A 16,366-nucleotide genomic window follows, 5' to 3' on the forward strand; every position below is an offset into this window, starting at 1 on the left:
CCCAGCGTATGCCGAAATTTGATGAGTCAGCCATCCGTAAAGCCGCTGCGTGGCAGGATTTCAAGGAAGCCCAATCACTGCTGAATATTGGTGCCGTGGTAGAGTCAAAAGAACTCCCGAACGGATGGAGCGGCTCGGTAAAAGTGGGAAGCCGCATCTTCCGCACTACCGTGGATATGAAAACTCCCACTTGGTTCGATGCGACGTGCCCCTGCCCGGGAAATAGGCGTGAAGGAAAATTCTGCCCGCACGCCATCGCCGCAGGACTCCATCTGGTATCACCTCCAACCTCAAAGCCTACTTCGGGCGTAGCGGAAAAGAAGCCTTCCGGTATACCGACATCCGCCCCGGTTGCCAGCAATCAAGCGATTCCCGAGATCTCGTGGAAAATTAAATTCCAGGGACCATGGCAGAAAACAGTCATGGCGGGACGCGCTTCAGTCTCACTAAGCCCATCGGAGAGAAAGTCCACATCTGCCGATAAACGCCTCACCGCATGGCTAATCGCACAAAAGGCCACCTCGCAGGCTCATATCCAGCTCGCTCTTTCCCCGGAAAATCTCGCCGAATTTCTCCGCTGCCTTGAGAACCATCCGGAAATTGAGTCCTCCACCGGGAATATCGAAATCGATTCCGGCACCCAACTCCACATCCGCGAATGTTCTTTAAAAAACGATAAAATCCAAATCATCCCTGCAGAAGGATCGGAGACTGTCCTGCTAGGAACTTCGATTTTCCGGGTCTCCGACTCACTCATTTCGAAATTAGGATCCGCCCCGCTTGATTCCACATTGTTACCTGTTTTCAAAAAACTCACAGCGGGTCAATCAGTCGTCCTACCCTCGAATACCTTTCTCGATCACCTCGAAATTCTCCAATCGTTTATCGACTTTAGCTCCTCGGATTGGTTCGAGTCGCTCCAGTTCATCTCGGTTGACCCGGAGGTGGAGCTCACCTTGACAGGTTCCTCACGAAAGATTGTGGCAACCTTACACACAAGTTATTCACAATCATTGCCCGAGCTGAAAAATGGTGCGGTTTTCACGAAAAACAACAGTGGCAAAACCAAAGCCTTGGCCACCTTCTACAAGGCGCTTTCACCCCTCTCGGACAACTCAAAGAACCCCTTTGAGATCTCGGATTCAAAGGCCATACAGACACTTCTTACAAAGACACTCAAGTCCCTCCCCCAAGACTGGAAAATTGAGCGATCCCCGGCAATCGAGAGGCACGGAAAGTCATTTGTCTTCATAACTCCGAAATTTGAACTGCATAACTCGAGCGACGATTCTGTTAGCTTTTCCGTATCCTACGAAACCGAGGACAATGTCCAGATCTCCCCTGAGGAAGTCAGAAGGCTTTTACGCTCCAAGGGTAGCCATGGAATTCAGGATCAGGGAAAACAAATAATTATCTCTGAAGACATTGAGAATCTGATAGATCCGCTATTCGAGGATCTCGAACTGGAACAATCAAACGGCCGATTTATGGCCAAAGGCGCATCGTCTCTGATCATTCAGGAAATCGGGGCCAGATTATCCAAAAACAGTCAGAAAAATCAGCAAATAGGAAGTCCAGCAGAGATCATGCCGGACATCAAAGCGGATCTTAGACCTTATCAAATATCCGGATATTCCTGGCTGATTGACCGACTGAATAAATATCATGGAGCATTGCTGGCGGACGACATGGGACTGGGAAAAACAATTCAAACGATCGCTTGTATTGAGAGAATTCTAACAAGTTATTCACAAGATAAAACAGCCCTTGTAGTCGTAACGACATCACTCCTGGGGAACTGGCGTTCTGAAATTTCACGTTTTGCGCCACATCGGAAAACCATCACGCTTCATGGAACCGGCAGAGACAAACTCAGGGAGAAAATCAGTCCCGGTGACATCGTCCTCACCACCTACTCCACCCTCTCCCGCGATCTAGCTTATCACCTACGGCAGGATTATGCGCTCGTGGTGATTGACGAAGCTTCTTTGATCAGGAACCCAGACACGGATCACTCGAAAGCCGTAGCCAAATTAAATGCAGAAAGGCGAATCGCCCTCACTGGAACTCCCGTGGAAAACTCCGCGCGGGACCTCTGGTCGATCTTCCGTTTCATACAACCAGGTTGGCTGGGCACGAGGAAGGCGTTCGAGGACAAATATGAGCTACCATTGAAAACGCCGGAAACCGCGGAAAATGCCAGTCGCCTGCTCCGCCTGAAAACTTCACCTTTTGTGCTTCGTCGCACCAAGTCCGAAGTTGCCCCCGAGCTGCCATCTAAAATTCAAATCGATGAATTCTGCGATCTTTCGAAAGATCAGCTCAGCACCTATCGCGAGCTACAGAAGCAAGGGATGGAGAAAATTGGTAAAATACGCGATTCGGGGCAGACCGCTGCAGCACGTATGCAAACGCTTTCCCTCCTGCTTCGTCTCAGACAGACATGTTGCGATCTCTCGTTGCTCGGTGTGGAAAAACTTAGCAAACTCTCCATTCCCAGGAGATCATCGAAGCTTGAACGACTTCTTGAAATCGCCGAACAGTCCATCGCCGCGGACAGCAAAATTCTTGTATTCTCACAGTTTCAGAAACAGCTCGTCGCCATTGAGGAACAACTCACCGCCATTGGGGTCCGTTCACTCAGACTGGACGGTAAAACACGCAACAGGCAGGCATTGGTCGATGAATTCCAGAGCAGCGAAGGACCTCCTGTATTCCTGATTTCCCTGAAAGCCGGTGGTTACGGACTAAACCTTACCGCGGCGGATGTGGTGATACATTTCGATCCTTGGTGGAACCCCGCTGCTGAAGCTCAGGCTACCGACCGGGCCCACCGCATCGGCCAGACCAAGCCTGTCACAGTATTCCGTCTTCTCACCCGTAATACCGTGGAAGAGAAAGTCACCAGTATGCAGAAGACCAAGAAAGCCCTCGCGGAATCGCTGGATGAATCGGTTACCCCGACGGATGCTCCCGGATGGACCACTTCCGAAATTGAAAAGCTCTTGGCAAACTGAAGTCTGGACATGAAAAGTGCTCCAGTTCCTCCACAATTCTTATTTCCCGGTCATCAGGAATTCCTACCAAACTTATGTAACTATTCATTCCTACCTCCGAAAGTGCTCGCAACCATCGTCATCAGACTTTTAACTTCCTCCAAGTGTATCTCCCCTAGGTGCATTTTTCCCACATCCCCCAAGCAACCGTAAACATCATGTTCAAAGCATTTAAGGAATTCGCATTCAAAGGTAACCTAATCGACATGGCTGTCGGTATCATCATCGGCGGAGCCTTCGGCACTGTCGTTAAGTCGTTGGTTGCAAATATGTTCATGCCAGCGCTCGGCAAAATCACAGGCGGCATCAATTTCACTGAAATGTATGTGAACCTCAACTTCCCTGATGAGAAGGTTCCATATGCTGAAGCCCTTGAAGCAGGTGAACCGGTCATCGGTTACGGCCAGTTCATTAGTGATTTCCTAGCATTCGTAATTCTCGCATTCGCGGTTTTCCTCGTTGTGAAAAAAGCTCTCGCAGCGATGAAAAAAGAGGAAGCGAAGCCTGATCCAGCACCACCTGAGCCAACCAAAGAGGAGCTTCTTCTCACAGAAATCCGCGATCTTCTTGCGAAACAATAGGCACCCGCCTTTTCAATCTTCCAGGCCGCCCGGTTCATACCGTGTGGCCTTTTTTCTTCGTCCACATCTTTTCCGGCAATCTCAATTACCCGCACGCAGGCCCTGCTTTCCATTGACCATTTCCGTGCCGGTTCTACCGTGCTGCAAACACATGAAACTTCTCGAACTTCTCCGCCGCAAAGCCCGCGCTTCCTATCAGGAACTCGCAGATCTCACTGACAGCACCGAAACAGTGGTGCAGGATCAGATCACCGCTTGGGAAAAGGATCACACGATTTTAGGTTATCACGCTGTCACCAATCCGGAAATCATCGGCGATACCTCTGTCTCCGCATTCATTGAGGTGCGCCTGACACCGGAACGCGGCGGCGGCTTCGATAGAATGGCCATGCGCATAGCTCGCTTCGATCAGGTCGTTTCCTGCTACCTCGCATCAGGAGGATACGATCTCATGGTTGTTGTTGAGGGCGCGGACCTTCGTGAAGTAGCTCGGTTTGTTTCCGAGAAACTCTCGTCCCTTGATGGTGTTCTCTCCACCGCTACACATTTCCGACTGAAAACCTACAAGGAAAACGGCTTCCTATTCGAAACCGAGCCGGAGACTGATCGCCTGGCAGTATCTCCGTGAAATACGGAACGAAATAGTAGTGATTCAGTCACGGTAGGTCTGATCCATAAGGATCGTTATGATGATCGAGCTCGCGATCACCAAGGCAACTGCTGCTTTCCACTCTTTTGCACCGTAAAGGGACTTCTCAGACCTCAATCATCCAGGAACTTTCCTGGATTCAGAATCCCTTGAGGATCAAGCGCCCGCTTCAGAGTGCGGTGCACCTCGAATGATGTCTCTCCGAGCGCCTGCCTGATCCAAGGCTTCTTGGCCAGGCCCACCCCATGTTCGCCGGTGATTGCACCACCATGCTCCAGCACCCATGTGAAAAGAATATCAAGAGCAGCATCCGCTCTTTCCCGGACTTCCGGGTTCTCATAATCGCCTACCATCAGATTCGTATGTATATTTCCATCTCCCGCGTGTCCGAAGCACGCGATGGCGATTCCAGTTTCCTTTTCCAGCAAACGGGCGAAGTCAACCAACTCCACAAGTTTACTACGTGGAACCACAATATCTTCGTTGAGCTTGGTTAGGCCCGTATCCCTTAGTGAATAGGAAAATTCCCTGCGCAACTGCCAGATGGCCTCGCACTCATCATCGTTCTTCGCGATTCTGATATCTCCGGCCCAGCACTTTTTCAGAAGCGCCTCCAGTTCCTTCAGCTCCGACTCCACAGCTGCAGGGCGGCCATCGATTTCCACAATCAAGTGACCATCGCCTGGAGGGAAAACATCCGCCCCCAATCTCTTGCGGGCAGCGGCTAGAGTGAAGGCATCGGTAATTTCCAGTGCGGACGGAAGGTGCCCGGCCTGCAAAATCGCCTGAACGGTCCTGGCGGCGGATGAGAAATCAGGAAAAACAGCCGCCAGCATTCCGCGGGCTTTTGGCTTGGGAATAATCCTGGCGGTAATCTCGGTTACAACCCCGAGCATCCCCTCGGAACCAACAAATGGCCCGATGAGGTCGAAACCAGTCTTGTTCTTATGGAGGCGGCCACCGCATCGAAGGATTTTCCCGTTCGCCAGAACTACCTGCAATCCGAGGATATAATTTCGGGTGACCCCGTATTTCAGGCAACGCGGTCCACCTGCATTCGTCGCCACATTCCCGCCAATCGAGCATTCCTTCAGCGAGGCCGGATCCGGTGGATACTCCCAGCCCAGCTTACGTGCTTCATTTTGTAGATCCCCGGTGATCACGCCCGGCTGGACAACAGCCACCCCATCCTGAGGGGAAATTTCCAGAATCTTGTTCATCCTAGCCAGCGAAAGCGCGATGCCCCCCTTCACAGGAACACATCCGCCAACATAACCCACCCCCGCCCCGCGCGTGGTCACAGGAATTCTGCGATCATGCGCCAAGGCCATCACCTTGCACACATCCTCAGTGCTTTCGGCAAAAACAACCACATCAGGCGCGGAACTGGCAAACCACTTATCGGTTGAGTGCGTGCTCAGCACACTGGAAGTAAAATTAACCTTATCTTCCCCAAGCAATGCAATCAGCGCGCCCTCAAGCGTGCTGTCATCTGGCAAATCCACCGCTATCTCGTTTTTCGAGATGGAACTCTTAAGCGTAGGGATTCTATCCAGATCCTCCCACAAATCGTCAGGTTCGCTGGGAGGTGTGTTTGACTGGTTGCCCGGTTGTTGCGGAGGAAAACTCATTTGCCGCTAGAGTTCCATCCAAGCTTCCTGCGGTCAAATCATTCGAGGTTTCCCGTTAATAATATGGCTTGAGCATCAGGTAACAGATCGGCCCGGTAATAGCCACATAGAGCCAAATCGGATATACCCAGCGGGCAATCGCGCGGTGGGCAGAAAATCTACTCGACCAGGCAGCAGAAAACGCCAGTAGGATCAGTGGAAGGCTTACTCCGGCAGCTACGATGTGCGTAATTAGCAGAATCAGGTAAAAAATACGGCTGCCACCGGTTTCAGCGGATTCCAGTGAGGAAATTTCCCCGTCCTTGTTAAGGTCCCCGAAAATAACCTCCGTATTTGTAAAATGATAGGCCACATAACCCAGCAGAAACAAGACGGACAAGCCCATCGCGGTGAGCATCAGTTTTTTGTGTAGCTGAATTTTTCCTTTGAAAACCGCTACCAGCCCGGCGATCAAAACAACTGCAACAACCCCGTTGATAGCGGAATAAACCGCGGGCAAAAATGTGAGATCTACACCTTCAGGCAGTGGAATCCGAAGGTCAGGTCTGCGCATCAGACCCACCAGGATCAGAACCGCACCAGTCAATATCCACGTGACTATTCTCAGCTTCTTCCAAAGCTGCATATTCGGCTCGCGCCTCAACCATTCGGTTCGTTCCACAGTAAATCGCATATATTTGTGAGGAAAACTAAAGATCGGATGTCTTTGCAAGCTCTGCTCGTATTTTCTCGAACATTTCCGCCTTCAAAGTCTCGTAAAGTTTAGGGTTCAGCTCCCGCCCCTGTTCGGAGCGCGCATCTGCCAACGGCCATTTTCCGATCACATTGAAATCGCGATCCACCACAATTAACCCCATATCATGTTGAAAACGACCGTTTGCTTCGATTTCCTCGGGATCTGATCGCTCGCGGATACCGAAAAATTTAAGAGTGCCTTCCAGATACTCATGGGTCGTCTTCTCATCACCTGCATTCAGAAACCACCAATCTTCAGAGTCAGCACTCAGAGCCGTAGCGTAATCATTGAGCTTCTCGCTATCATCTGTTTCGGGATCCACGCTAATGCAAACCATCTGGAAGTCCGGATGATCCTTGAACTCATCATAGATCGTCCGCAATTCTGCACCGTTGCGAACCGCACAGTGAGGACAAATCGCGAAAAACTCCGCTACCACCCAAACTTTTCCACGTAAATCGGAAAGTTTAACCGCTTCCCCTGTCTGAGTTGTTGCAGCCAGATCCTTCCCGATCGGGAACCATGTTTCCTCCGTCTCATGTCCCACATTCTCGAACATGAGGGCATCCTGCCCCTTCGCCTTGAGGTTCGGGACGATCAAAAAATTTACCACAGCAAGGATTGCCGCGCAGACGACAGCAACACCGATGTAGAATAGGGCGATTGTAGTTTTTTTACTCATTGCTTGGCTTCTTCGTTGAGGAGGATCTCGATTGTATCGGTTAGCAGCACCTCCATTTGCTCCGCGTTATTCAAGTCATTACCGGTCTTGATGCCCTCCTTGTCCCATTCCTCCGCCTGTTCGAAATCGAAGGCTGCCACGTATGCAGCGCCGCCCCGTTTCTGTGGCACAACAGCTCTACGCACGTGGCGCTCCTTATCGATCAGAACCAGTGATTTATCATAAAGCCACTCACCTTCTGTCTCATGTGGCAGCATGTTTGCCTTGAACTCGTTTTTGATGAATTTATGCAGGCTCTCCCGTTCATTGGAAGCTACCGTCCATTGTGGCAAATCCGCGCCGATTTTTTCCGCCACATCCTGCAACTGGGCCTTGAGCCCGGCTGCCGGCCCCGGATCCAGAACCAATGTTACCAGAGCGAAATCTTCATTACCGTCATATTTCTCGGCTAGACGCCTCATTACACTGACAGTCATCTCATCCGGCTGTGACTGCGGAAGACTCTGGACCACGATGACTTTTCCTTTCAGATCCATCAGCTCACCAATGACTCCATCCTGTTTCAGATAGTTCAGATCCTTGGTCTCGGAAATTTTTGTCAGCAAACTTGGTCGATCATCCTGCTGCCCCTCCTTGGTGCGTTTTTCATACGCTTTCAAAATTACAATACCGCCCACGATCATAATAATGAACAATACCAACGCGGTACGACGGAGTTTTTTCGGGTCGGGAGTTACAGGTTCCAGATTGCTTGCAGACATTTCTCGCGGAAAGGTAGTGAGGATCGCCCGCTTGTCCATACGCAGAGGTAAGAATCTTTCCCTGTCCTCTCTTCTTGCGCTTTGTTGCTGTTTCCTGAAACCTTCGCTATATGGAATTCGCCACCGAGACTGAAGTAGCCGATGCAGCAAAGCACCTCCGCTCACTCAACCAAGGGCTCAATCAGATCCTCTTCGGCCAGGAAGAAATCATAGAACTAGTCATCACCGGCGTGCTCGCCCGCGGCCACATACTTCTTGAAGGCCTGCCCGGCTTGGGAAAAACAGAATTGGTCAAGGGCCTTTCAAAGTTACTCCGCCTCGACAACAAGCGGGTGCAGTTCACACCCGATCTACTACCGGGAGATATTACTGGAAATCCCGTCCTGCAGGAAGTCGATGGACGCCGGGAGTTCGTATTCCAGCCCGGTCCGTTGTTCGCGAATATCGTTCTCGCGGATGAAATCAACCGTGCCTCCCCGAAGACCCAATCAGCTCTCCTCGAGGCAATGCAAGAGCGCAGGGTTACCGTTCTTGGCAAATCCCACGATCTACCGCTTCCATTCTTCGTTCTGGCAACCCAGAACCCAATCGAACTTGAAGGAACATACCCCCTTCCTGAAGCCCAGTTGGACCGATTTCTTTTCAAACTCGAGATCACGAAAAACGACGTGGCCACCCTCCAGAAAATCGTATCCAGCCGCGAGCTTGGCACCGAGCCGGTTGTGGAGCCAATTATGAGCGCGGATGTTCTAAAGGATCTCCTCGCCCTGGTCCGCCGCATCTATCTTCCTGACCCGGTGGCCAACTACATCGCCCGTTTGGTGGACTCCACCCATCCCGGGCAGTCCGAGAACTCGGCTCAAATCCGTTTCGGCGCCAGCCCCCGCGCTGCACTCGCCATGGCATCCGCGGCAAAGGCCCGTGCCCTCATCCACGGGCGCACGAACGCCTCGTTCGAGGACGTCAAGGCAGTCGCCACCGCAGTCCTCCGCCACAGGATCGTTCTGGACTACAATGCCAAGGTAGACGGCCATTCCACCAACTCCGTTGTGGCAAAGCTTTTGGCGGAAGTCCCCTTCCAGGATCTGGATACCCCGAAGAATCTCGTCTCCGCCTGAAATAGAAAATTTCACCACACGATGTTCAAAACCCTTCTCCTTTTACTTCTGGCCGCCACCGGCCTGAACGCACAGCAAACCCTTTTCCGAAAGGTCTTCCATAGCGATAGCGACACCCACGTGGAAGCGGTTGCGCTGTTCTCCAGCCCATCGCTCGGCGGTTTCATGCCAGTGCGGGTAGTGGTCGCAAACAACCAGAAAATCCCCCACAGGATCTACCTGGATTTTGAAAACCGCACCAGCCACTCCGATGGGCTCAGCACTTCTTCAACTTTCAATTTCTTCGCACCTCCGGGGAAAACCGTAACCCAGGACATACTCGTCCCACTGGCCCCGCAGAATGGCTCCCACGATTACCAATCGTTCAAGGTCAGCCTGGGTGGCTCCATGGGTTCCGACTCCGATTCGCTGGAATCCATTTTTTCCAAAGATCAACCGGCTGTCCTACTCAGTGAATCCCTCTACACGGTAAACGGTTCAGCTTTAAACACTGAACAGTCCTCCAGAACCACCTCCTACCGCGGCGGATCAAATCAGGAATTTGCCGCAAGTTTCTCGCCGAAACAATTGCCCGATGATTGGCGGGCCTTTTCCGGATACGACACCATCATGCTTAGCTCCGATGACTGGTCGGAAGTTCCCCCGGGCCCCCGGAATGCCATTTTCTCGTGGCTCAGACTCGGCGGCCAATTGGTCATTTTCACAAAAGGATCATCCAGCGTGAAAATGCTCGGCCTCCCGGAAGACACCAGCTTCGGCCAAATCATCCTCAGATCCATCTCCAACGATCTACGGATGAACGAGATCGCCACCGTCAATATTCCGAATAGTGAGCGCTCCGCGAAACCACGTGCCCAGGCGGCTACCAGCGATTTCATTGCAAACTGGCCAATTCAGGAAGCATTCGGGGAAAAATCCTTCCGCTACATCTACTTCGTCATCATTCTCATAGCCTTCGGTATCCTCGTCGCACCGGTAAATCTATTTGTCTTTGCGAAATCCGGCCAACGCCACCGCCTATTCATAACTACCCCTCTCATATCGTTGGGAACATCGTTGGTATTGGTCGTCCTCATTATTCTACAGGATGGATTCGGTGGCGATGGCACACGCATAGTTCTCATGGAGGTCCGCCCGGATGACAACCAGAACGCGGCATTCCTCCATCAGGAACAATTTTCCCGCACAGGGGTGATCACCTCCCCGGGCTTCACGCTGGATGCTTCCGCATTAATCACTCCGGTCCCTATCGATCAATCCCGTTGGGCCCGCTTAACAAACGCCTACGACTCAAACGGAGCCTACAATCTCCAACCATCCGGCGGGAAACTTTTCGCAAAAGGCGAGTGGTTCCAGAGTCGCTCGGAACAAGGGCAGGTTATTTCCGCGGTAGTTCCGACCCGCGGCCGTATCGAGGCGACAAAATCCGATGCACTGGTCTCCACCTTTGATTTCACCATCGATACACTTCTCTATCTCTCGCAGGATGGCGCATGGTTTCGGGCGGATAACATTACCAAAGGGAAACCGGTGGACCTCACGGAAATTGATCCCACCATGGCCCTTCCACTCATCAACGAGACCGCGAAGAAATTCAGCGAACGTAACAAATCATTTCTCAATAACGTCCGCGACCGCCAGGACCATTTCATTGCCCTAACCTCCTCCGCTCCTGCCATCGAGACCCACACCGGGATCGACTGGGATACACAAACCGTCATCACCGGCCCAATCGCACGCTGAAGTCCCATGTCAGAATCCGCTATCACCGTCCATAATCTCTACCGTTTCTTCGGCCCGCTGCAGGCTGTGAACGGCGTATCATTTGAAATCCCGCACGGTTCGGTCTGCGGATTCGTAGGCGCAAATGGCGCGGGAAAAACCACTACCATGCGTATCCTCGCAAGCCTGGACTACCCCACGATGGGCCATGCGGAAATCTGCGGGATCAATGTCGTCCACCATCCCGCGGAGGTAAGAAAACTCATCGGCTGGATGCCGGACCATTTCGGAAACTACGACAACATGACCGTCGTGGAATATCTGGATTTCTACGCCCGCGCACTCGGCTACAAAGGTGCCGAGCGCCGTCAGCGCATTGATGAAGTAATGGACTTCACAGACCTCGTCCCGTTGGCCAACCGCTTCTCAAACAAGCTCTCCAAAGGCATGACCCAGCGCCTCGGGCTCGGCCGCTCCCTCCTCCATGATCCACAGGTCCTCATCATGGATGAACCGGCCGCGGGGCTTGATCCTAAAGCACGCGTGGAGCTCAAGCACCTGATCCGCGTCCTCGCACAGGAAGGAAAAACCATTTTCATCTCCTCGCACATCCTTTCCGAGCTCGGGGAAATGTGCGATTCGCTCCTTTTCATCAACAATGGCCGCATTGTCCACCATGGCGATTCCGAGAGCCTGAAAAGCTCGGTGGATAACCTGGGCGGCGTTCTCTATGACGTGCAGCTTGATGGCGATCCGCAGGCGCTCTCCGATTGGGCGCTTCTACAGCCGAACATCGATTTCATGGAATCACGGAAAAACGGCGGCCGCATCCGTATCGATACGGAGGACCCCAACAAAGCCGCGGACGTCCTCTCCCGCATGGTGCGTGACAACCTCCGTGTCATCGACTTCCACCGCGAGCAGCGCAATCTCGAAGACGCATTCATCGATATGCTGGCCAAGCTGGACGGTGAAAAACCAGCATCCGCCACGCCACCACCACTTCCAGTGGAAACGCCCCAGACGGAATCCGTCTGAACCACTTCTAAAAGCCCAGAATTCCAATAAACGTGCACCTTACCGATTTTTCAGACCGCCTCTCTCCCATGCTCGTGAAAGAGCTGCGGCAGGGGCTGCGCACCCGCTCATTCATAGGCGTATTTCTCGCCCTGCAGATTATTTTAGCGGTCATTCTCCTTTCCGCGGGCGCCACCGCCACCTCGGACGATGCCGGCAGCACGATTTCCAACATCATTTTTATATTTTTCTCGATCGCAGTGCTAATCATCCAGCCGATGCGCGGAATCACGGCCCTTTCCTCTGAAGTAAAAGGGAACACGATTGATATGATGGTTCTCACCCGCCTATCCGCATGGCGCATAGTCACCGGGAAATGGTCGGCAATCGTCAGCCAGTCAGCCCTGATGCTTATCACAATCATTCCCTACCTCATCCTCCGCTACTTCTTTGGAGGGATGAATCTTCTCGGCGAGATTGTCCTGTTGGCTCTGGTGTTTTGCACTTCCGCTGCGCTGACAGCAGTGACCGTTGGCCTTTCCGCATCCGGTTCGGTGATTCTACGCTCCATCCTGCCGATGCTATCCCTCCCCCTCGGCGCATACGTCCTCATGATGATGATGATGTTCGGCTCCGGTAGAAACCAGCTCATCGAATTATGTTCCCTTGAAACGATATCCGCGCAGGTCGGTATCGGCCTCTATCTCGCCGCCTGCGCATACGGTGGCTTCTTCATCCTTTCCATAGGCACCTCGCTGATTGCACCTTATGCAGAGAATCATTCCACCCTCCGGCGTCTGGTGGCTTTGGCGGTAACCCTGGCCGCCATCGTTGTCTGCTCCATGCCGACTCTTGTGGACCCTGAGGCATTACCCTTCGTCTTTGTCCTGATCTTTGCCCCCCTTTTCACCATCTCCCTTTCCGAGTTCTCCACGCTGGTCCCGCCAGTCTACCGCAGATTCACAAAATACGGTCATCTCGGACGAATCGCCGCGTTTTTTCTATCTCCCGGTTGGGCATCGGGCGTGTTTTTTTGCATGCTCCTCACTGTCCTCGCTGCAATCCCGTTTTTCTTCAATGCCTCCAGCTACAAGCAGGATGAGATGATCATCGTCACACTCGCGTTCCTCTCATCGCTGCTTTTTCCAGCTCTTCTGATTATTTTATTCAAAAGCAAGGGGCCAATACGTGTTTCAAACTTCATTCTATTCTTTGTAGCTTCGTTCGTAACTTCCGCGGTGCTCATGGGAGTTGCCGAATCTCTCTCGAATCGTGACTTCATATGGCTCTTCGTGTGGCTACCTCCGATCTTACTCTTCATGTCGGAGCAGTCTCGGTTCGACAATGACTCGGTGCTTATTTCTTCGGTGATATTAACACTAGCCTTGGTAATTCCCCTGATGTTGTTTGCACTTACCAACTACAAGAAAAGCTTGGAGGAAATTAGAAAGTCAGAGTCCTGATAGCCGAGAGAATACTCTGAAGCTCTCCACGTAATCTTGCGCGTAAGGGAGCGCTACCGACCTTCCACCTACCTACCTAAAATCCCACGCGACTCGTTGACGCTCATTCCCCGTTGCTCCTGCCAACCCACAACGGATGGCGCCCTGTAGGAATCACGGGCGGATTCCACGGATGCGCTGGAAGGTCTGTCAATCGCCGAAAAACCTGATTCCCTGGCAGACTCACGGTCCAGGGTATTGGTTTCAAACGGACCGTCGACTTTCGCCTTTTGCCCGTCAAAACGCGCTTTCTGACCATCCTGTCTGGCTTCTTTCACAAAGCGTGATGCATCGGTATTGCCGGAATATTCCTGCTTCCCGTAGTCTTTGCTCCCCCACCAGGATTTCTTCTCGTAGTTTCCGGTCTTATACTGGTCCTTTTCGATTTTCCCTTTGAAATACGCGGAATCACGCTGGCTATCGTATTCACTACGCTTATCGGATTTTACCTTCCAGTTCCCCTCCTCATCCTGCGTGTATCCGTTCGTTTCAGAGAGGCGCTCGGAAAGGGATTTCGGACCGGATGCTTGCTCTGTGGGACGGGCGGAATCCGCCTCATCACTGGCACACGAGGAGAAACCCAGCGCCAGAACCGCTAATATACTGAAATGATAGAAATGACTTTTCATGGTATCTTCTCGAAACGGCTCTCAAGTGAAGGGTCCGGCACTGCTCCGCGCTCCAGCGCCTGATGATAATACTTCCGCGCATCTTTCATTTCTCCAAGTTTTACATGAAGAATAGCCAGGTTGAAATATGGCTCACTCGGCACCGGATCCACCGAAATCGAGGATTTGAAATTTGCCTCCGCACTTTCCAGGCGATTCATTTGGAAATCAATTGTCCCCAGAACCAGGTAGCCCCTCGCGTCATCTGGTGCGATATCCACCGCCCGCTTCACAAATGTCTCGGCTGAGGCCAGATCACCCATCCTCAGATAAGAGAATCCGAGCATACGGTTCGCGTAGGCATTTTCACCGTCGAGCTCGATTGCCTTCTGGAAAGATTCTGCCGCCTTCTCTGTTTCGCCGAGCTTCATCTGCACGACACCTAGTTTACACAAAGCAGGAACATGTCCCGGGTGCTGCTCGATCATCATCTCATACAGCTCTCTTGTCGGCAGCAGCCGCCCTGCCAGATATGCCTTGGTCGCCGCGCGATCGTAGCTCTCCAGCTCCTTGTTCAGCTGATTCGTTGCCAGTCCCACGGTTTTCCGGTCTTTCGCGAATGGAGATACAAACTCTCCATCCACCTGCTGATCCGCTACCAAATCCCGTTCTTCCTCTGAAAGCTCCATCTCCGCCCCATCGAAAAGTTTGATCGCTTCATTCAGGCTCTCGTCTTCCTTGCCAAGTGATCTTGCGGCTTCAACCAAAAGCTCCTTTGCTTGGTTTCTCCGCTCCTGCACCCGGAGTTGGCGCTGTATCACCTCCCGCAGCATCTCAACTTCTGCAGGATCAGACTGGGCCATTCCTCCCATGAGGAAAGTTTCCTCATCCCGGAGGCGTCTCGTCAGCTCCTGCGTTCTTTTTTCCTGATCCTTCTTTTCCTTATGCAGCCGGTTGATCTGGCTCTTCGCAATCGCAAGATCCCGCAATGCATCCACCACATCATCCTTGGCGGAATTGTTGTCCCTGCTCATTCGCTCCACTTTCTCGTTTGCTTCACGCAAAGTCTTCGCAAGCCCCATATTCTGCTCGATCAATTCCTCGATCCGTCCTGATTCGTTCAGCTTGAGAAGAGCCGACATCTGATCCCGCTCAAGAAGCAGTGTCTCCTTCTCTTCCCATAGCTCATTGTAAGCAGCGCGGCTTTCATCCAGTTCTTGCTTCAGGGAAGAAATTTGCTCGTTTGCTACCTTCAGCTGCCCGGATTTTTCTTCCAGGGCCTTCTCCATTGCATCCATTTGCCTCCGCTGACCGGATACCACCTCGTTTGCAACAGAGCGTTCGGTTTTCAGATCACGCTCGAGGTTTGCTTCCTTCTGTCGAAGCTCCTTTGCCTGTTCGCGCATGATTTCCATATCCGCATTGAGTATTTCTATCTTCGAAAGCGCCTCTGTGTGATCCCCACGACTTGTCTTCAGCGCCATCCCCATGGCCTCGCGCTCTTGTTCCAGTTTCTCGATCTGCTGGTTCAGTGCCTTCACTTCATTTTCCACCGGTCCGGCCGCCATCCGGGCACGCATGGCCTCGAGATTTGTCTCCGCAGCTCTCAGTTTCCCACTGAGCGTATCATTCAGCTTCCTTAGGTCATTCACTCTGGAGGCATCCCTTGATGCCTGGTTGCCATTATTGGATCCGCTTGCGCTTACCTGACTACGTTTTTGCTCCGCTGCCGCCAATTCATTTTTCAACCGTTCCACTTCAGCCGCTGCATCATCCAGCCTCCGCTTCTGCAGCGGTTCCACTTCCAGAATTCCCTTCGATAATGGCACAACCTCGGAATTGGGAAATATCGTCGCCTGCGCGCGCTCGCCACCTTCCAATTCAGCAATGACACCCTTGTTTTTTTTGATCTGTTCACTCGCCTTAGCCCGGGTCTTGCCGATAGCATTTGAGGTCAAATCGCTACGATTTTCAACCATCTCCGGTTTCCAATCGGGGTAAAATTTCTTCACTGAACCAAACAGATCCATCGCTCGCTGATACTTCTCAAGCGCCCCTACGAAGTCCCCCTCCTTCTCCAATTGCTCGGCGTTCCGGATCGCCAGGTAGGCCTGGAAATAAACATCCGATGGATCGAACTGTGGCGTTTCGGGCACTTGGCCCACAGCTACGCACTGCATGGTAAAAACCATGCTCAATATCTTCACCCATCTCAAACACGCCTGGGCATACGCATTCCCCTTAAACATTAGCCCGCATGCCTAGCAGTGATAACCCAAGTCGACAAACTCAAAATATTTCGA

13 protein-coding genes are annotated in these 16,366 nt (G+C 52.2%); 7 read left to right on the top strand and 6 right to left on the bottom strand.

Annotation, left to right across the window (positions count from 1 at the left end):
- Positions 1-8: 8 nt before the first annotated feature.
- The 3 genes from AAGA79_RS08245 (at position 9) to AAGA79_RS08255 (ending at position 4,265) form a co-directional block, all read left to right on the top strand.
- Positions 9-3,017, top strand: coding sequence for an SNF2-related protein (locus tag AAGA79_RS08245; RefSeq protein ID WP_411825319.1), 3,009 nt, complete (start codon positions 9-11; stop codon positions 3,015-3,017).
- A gap of 197 nt (positions 3,018-3,214) precedes the next feature.
- Complete coding sequence (gene mscL, locus AAGA79_RS08250) at positions 3,215-3,637, top strand: large-conductance mechanosensitive channel protein MscL (protein WP_411825320.1); 423 nt, start codon at positions 3,215-3,217, stop codon at positions 3,635-3,637.
- Positions 3,638-3,788: 151 nt separating this feature from the next.
- Complete coding sequence (locus tag AAGA79_RS08255; RefSeq protein WP_411825321.1) at positions 3,789-4,265, top strand: Lrp/AsnC family transcriptional regulator; 477 nt, start codon at positions 3,789-3,791, stop codon at positions 4,263-4,265.
- Between the two features lie 134 nt (positions 4,266-4,399).
- Here the strand turns inward: AAGA79_RS08255 and AAGA79_RS08260 are convergent, their stop codons facing one another.
- The 4 genes from AAGA79_RS08260 to AAGA79_RS08275 are packed head-to-tail and all read right to left on the bottom strand — an operon-like array spanning position 4,400 to position 8,096.
- Positions 4,400-5,917 carry an FAD-binding oxidoreductase gene (locus AAGA79_RS08260; RefSeq protein ID WP_411825322.1) on the bottom strand — a complete coding sequence of 506 codons (1,518 nt, stop codon included), beginning with the start codon at positions 5,915-5,917 and terminating at the stop codon, positions 4,400-4,402.
- Positions 5,918-5,972: 55 nt separating this feature from the next.
- Positions 5,973-6,590, bottom strand: a complete 618-nt coding sequence (locus AAGA79_RS08265) for a DUF420 domain-containing protein (protein WP_411825323.1) — start codon at positions 6,588-6,590, stop codon at positions 5,973-5,975.
- A gap of 16 nt (positions 6,591-6,606) precedes the next feature.
- Positions 6,607-7,335 carry an SCO family protein gene (locus AAGA79_RS08270; RefSeq protein WP_411825324.1) on the bottom strand — a complete coding sequence of 243 codons (729 nt, stop codon included), beginning with the start codon at positions 7,333-7,335 and terminating at the stop codon, positions 6,607-6,609.
- On the bottom strand, positions 7,332-8,096 hold the full coding sequence (locus tag AAGA79_RS08275) for a hypothetical protein (RefSeq protein ID WP_411825325.1): 765 nt from the start codon (positions 8,094-8,096) through the stop codon (positions 7,332-7,334). Before AAGA79_RS08275 ends, AAGA79_RS08270 begins: the two co-directional genes overlap by 4 nt.
- Positions 8,097-8,206: 110 nt before the next feature.
- Here AAGA79_RS08275 and AAGA79_RS08280 point away from each other — a divergent pair, with 110 nt between their 5' ends.
- Genes AAGA79_RS08280 through AAGA79_RS08295 form a run of 4 tightly spaced genes read left to right on the top strand, consistent with a single transcriptional unit; the run spans position 8,207 to position 13,416 of the window.
- Entirely contained in the window at positions 8,207-9,214 is a 1,008-nt protein-coding gene (locus tag AAGA79_RS08280; protein WP_411825326.1) for an AAA family ATPase, read from the top strand.
- Positions 9,215-9,235: 21 nt separating this feature from the next.
- Complete coding sequence (locus AAGA79_RS08285) at positions 9,236-10,957, top strand: hypothetical protein (protein WP_411825327.1); 1,722 nt, start codon at positions 9,236-9,238, stop codon at positions 10,955-10,957.
- Positions 10,958-10,963: 6 nt separating this feature from the next.
- Positions 10,964-11,974, top strand: coding sequence for an ABC transporter ATP-binding protein (locus AAGA79_RS08290; protein WP_411825328.1), 1,011 nt, complete (start codon positions 10,964-10,966; stop codon positions 11,972-11,974).
- 32 nt (positions 11,975-12,006) lie between these two features.
- A complete protein-coding gene (locus AAGA79_RS08295; RefSeq protein WP_411825329.1) occupies positions 12,007-13,416 on the top strand; it encodes a hypothetical protein in 1,410 nt (469 codons plus the stop codon).
- Between the two features lie 68 nt (positions 13,417-13,484).
- Here AAGA79_RS08295 and AAGA79_RS08300 read toward each other — a convergent pair whose 3' ends face one another.
- Positions 13,485-14,084: a hypothetical protein gene (locus tag AAGA79_RS08300; protein WP_411825330.1), complete on the bottom strand. Its 600-nt coding sequence runs from the start codon at positions 14,082-14,084 to the stop codon at positions 13,485-13,487.
- A complete protein-coding gene (locus tag AAGA79_RS08305) occupies positions 14,081-16,255 on the bottom strand; it encodes a tetratricopeptide repeat protein (RefSeq protein WP_411828224.1) in 2,175 nt (724 codons plus the stop codon). The genes AAGA79_RS08300 and AAGA79_RS08305 overlap by 4 nt, the downstream gene beginning before the upstream one ends.
- Between the last annotated feature and the right edge of the window lie 111 nt (positions 16,256-16,366).

Origin of the sequence: Luteolibacter sp. AS25 (assembly GCF_046736275.1) — a bacterium.
In the GTDB taxonomy this organism is placed as follows: domain Bacteria; phylum Verrucomicrobiota; class Verrucomicrobiia; order Verrucomicrobiales; family Akkermansiaceae; genus Luteolibacter.

What these genes read in the sequence shown, in the direction of transcription:
- AAGA79_RS08245 (WP_411825319.1), top strand. Translation starts at nt 9, where the DNA reads ATGCCGAAATTTGATGAGTCAGCCATCCGTAAAGCCGCTGCGTGGCAG.
- mscL (WP_411825320.1), top strand. Translation starts at nt 3,215, where the DNA reads ATGTTCAAAGCATTTAAGGAATTCGCATTCAAAGGTAACCTAATCGAC.
- AAGA79_RS08255 (WP_411825321.1), top strand. Translation starts at nt 3,789, where the DNA reads ATGAAACTTCTCGAACTTCTCCGCCGCAAAGCCCGCGCTTCCTATCAG.
- AAGA79_RS08260 (WP_411825322.1), bottom strand. Translation starts at nt 5,917, where the DNA reads ATGAGTTTTCCTCCGCAACAACCGGGCAACCAGTCAAACACACCTCCC.
- AAGA79_RS08265 (WP_411825323.1), bottom strand. Translation starts at nt 6,590, where the DNA reads ATGCGATTTACTGTGGAACGAACCGAATGGTTGAGGCGCGAGCCGAAT.
- AAGA79_RS08270 (WP_411825324.1), bottom strand. Translation starts at nt 7,335, where the DNA reads ATGAGTAAAAAAACTACAATCGCCCTATTCTACATCGGTGTTGCTGTC.
- AAGA79_RS08275 (WP_411825325.1), bottom strand. Translation starts at nt 8,096, where the DNA reads ATGTCTGCAAGCAATCTGGAACCTGTAACTCCCGACCCGAAAAAACTC.
- AAGA79_RS08280 (WP_411825326.1), top strand. Translation starts at nt 8,207, where the DNA reads ATGGAATTCGCCACCGAGACTGAAGTAGCCGATGCAGCAAAGCACCTC.
- AAGA79_RS08285 (WP_411825327.1), top strand. Translation starts at nt 9,236, where the DNA reads ATGTTCAAAACCCTTCTCCTTTTACTTCTGGCCGCCACCGGCCTGAAC.
- AAGA79_RS08290 (WP_411825328.1), top strand. Translation starts at nt 10,964, where the DNA reads ATGTCAGAATCCGCTATCACCGTCCATAATCTCTACCGTTTCTTCGGC.
- AAGA79_RS08300 (WP_411825330.1), bottom strand. Translation starts at nt 14,084, where the DNA reads ATGAAAAGTCATTTCTATCATTTCAGTATATTAGCGGTTCTGGCGCTG.
- AAGA79_RS08305 (WP_411828224.1), bottom strand. Translation starts at nt 16,255, where the DNA reads ATGGTTTTTACCATGCAGTGCGTAGCTGTGGGCCAAGTGCCCGAAACG.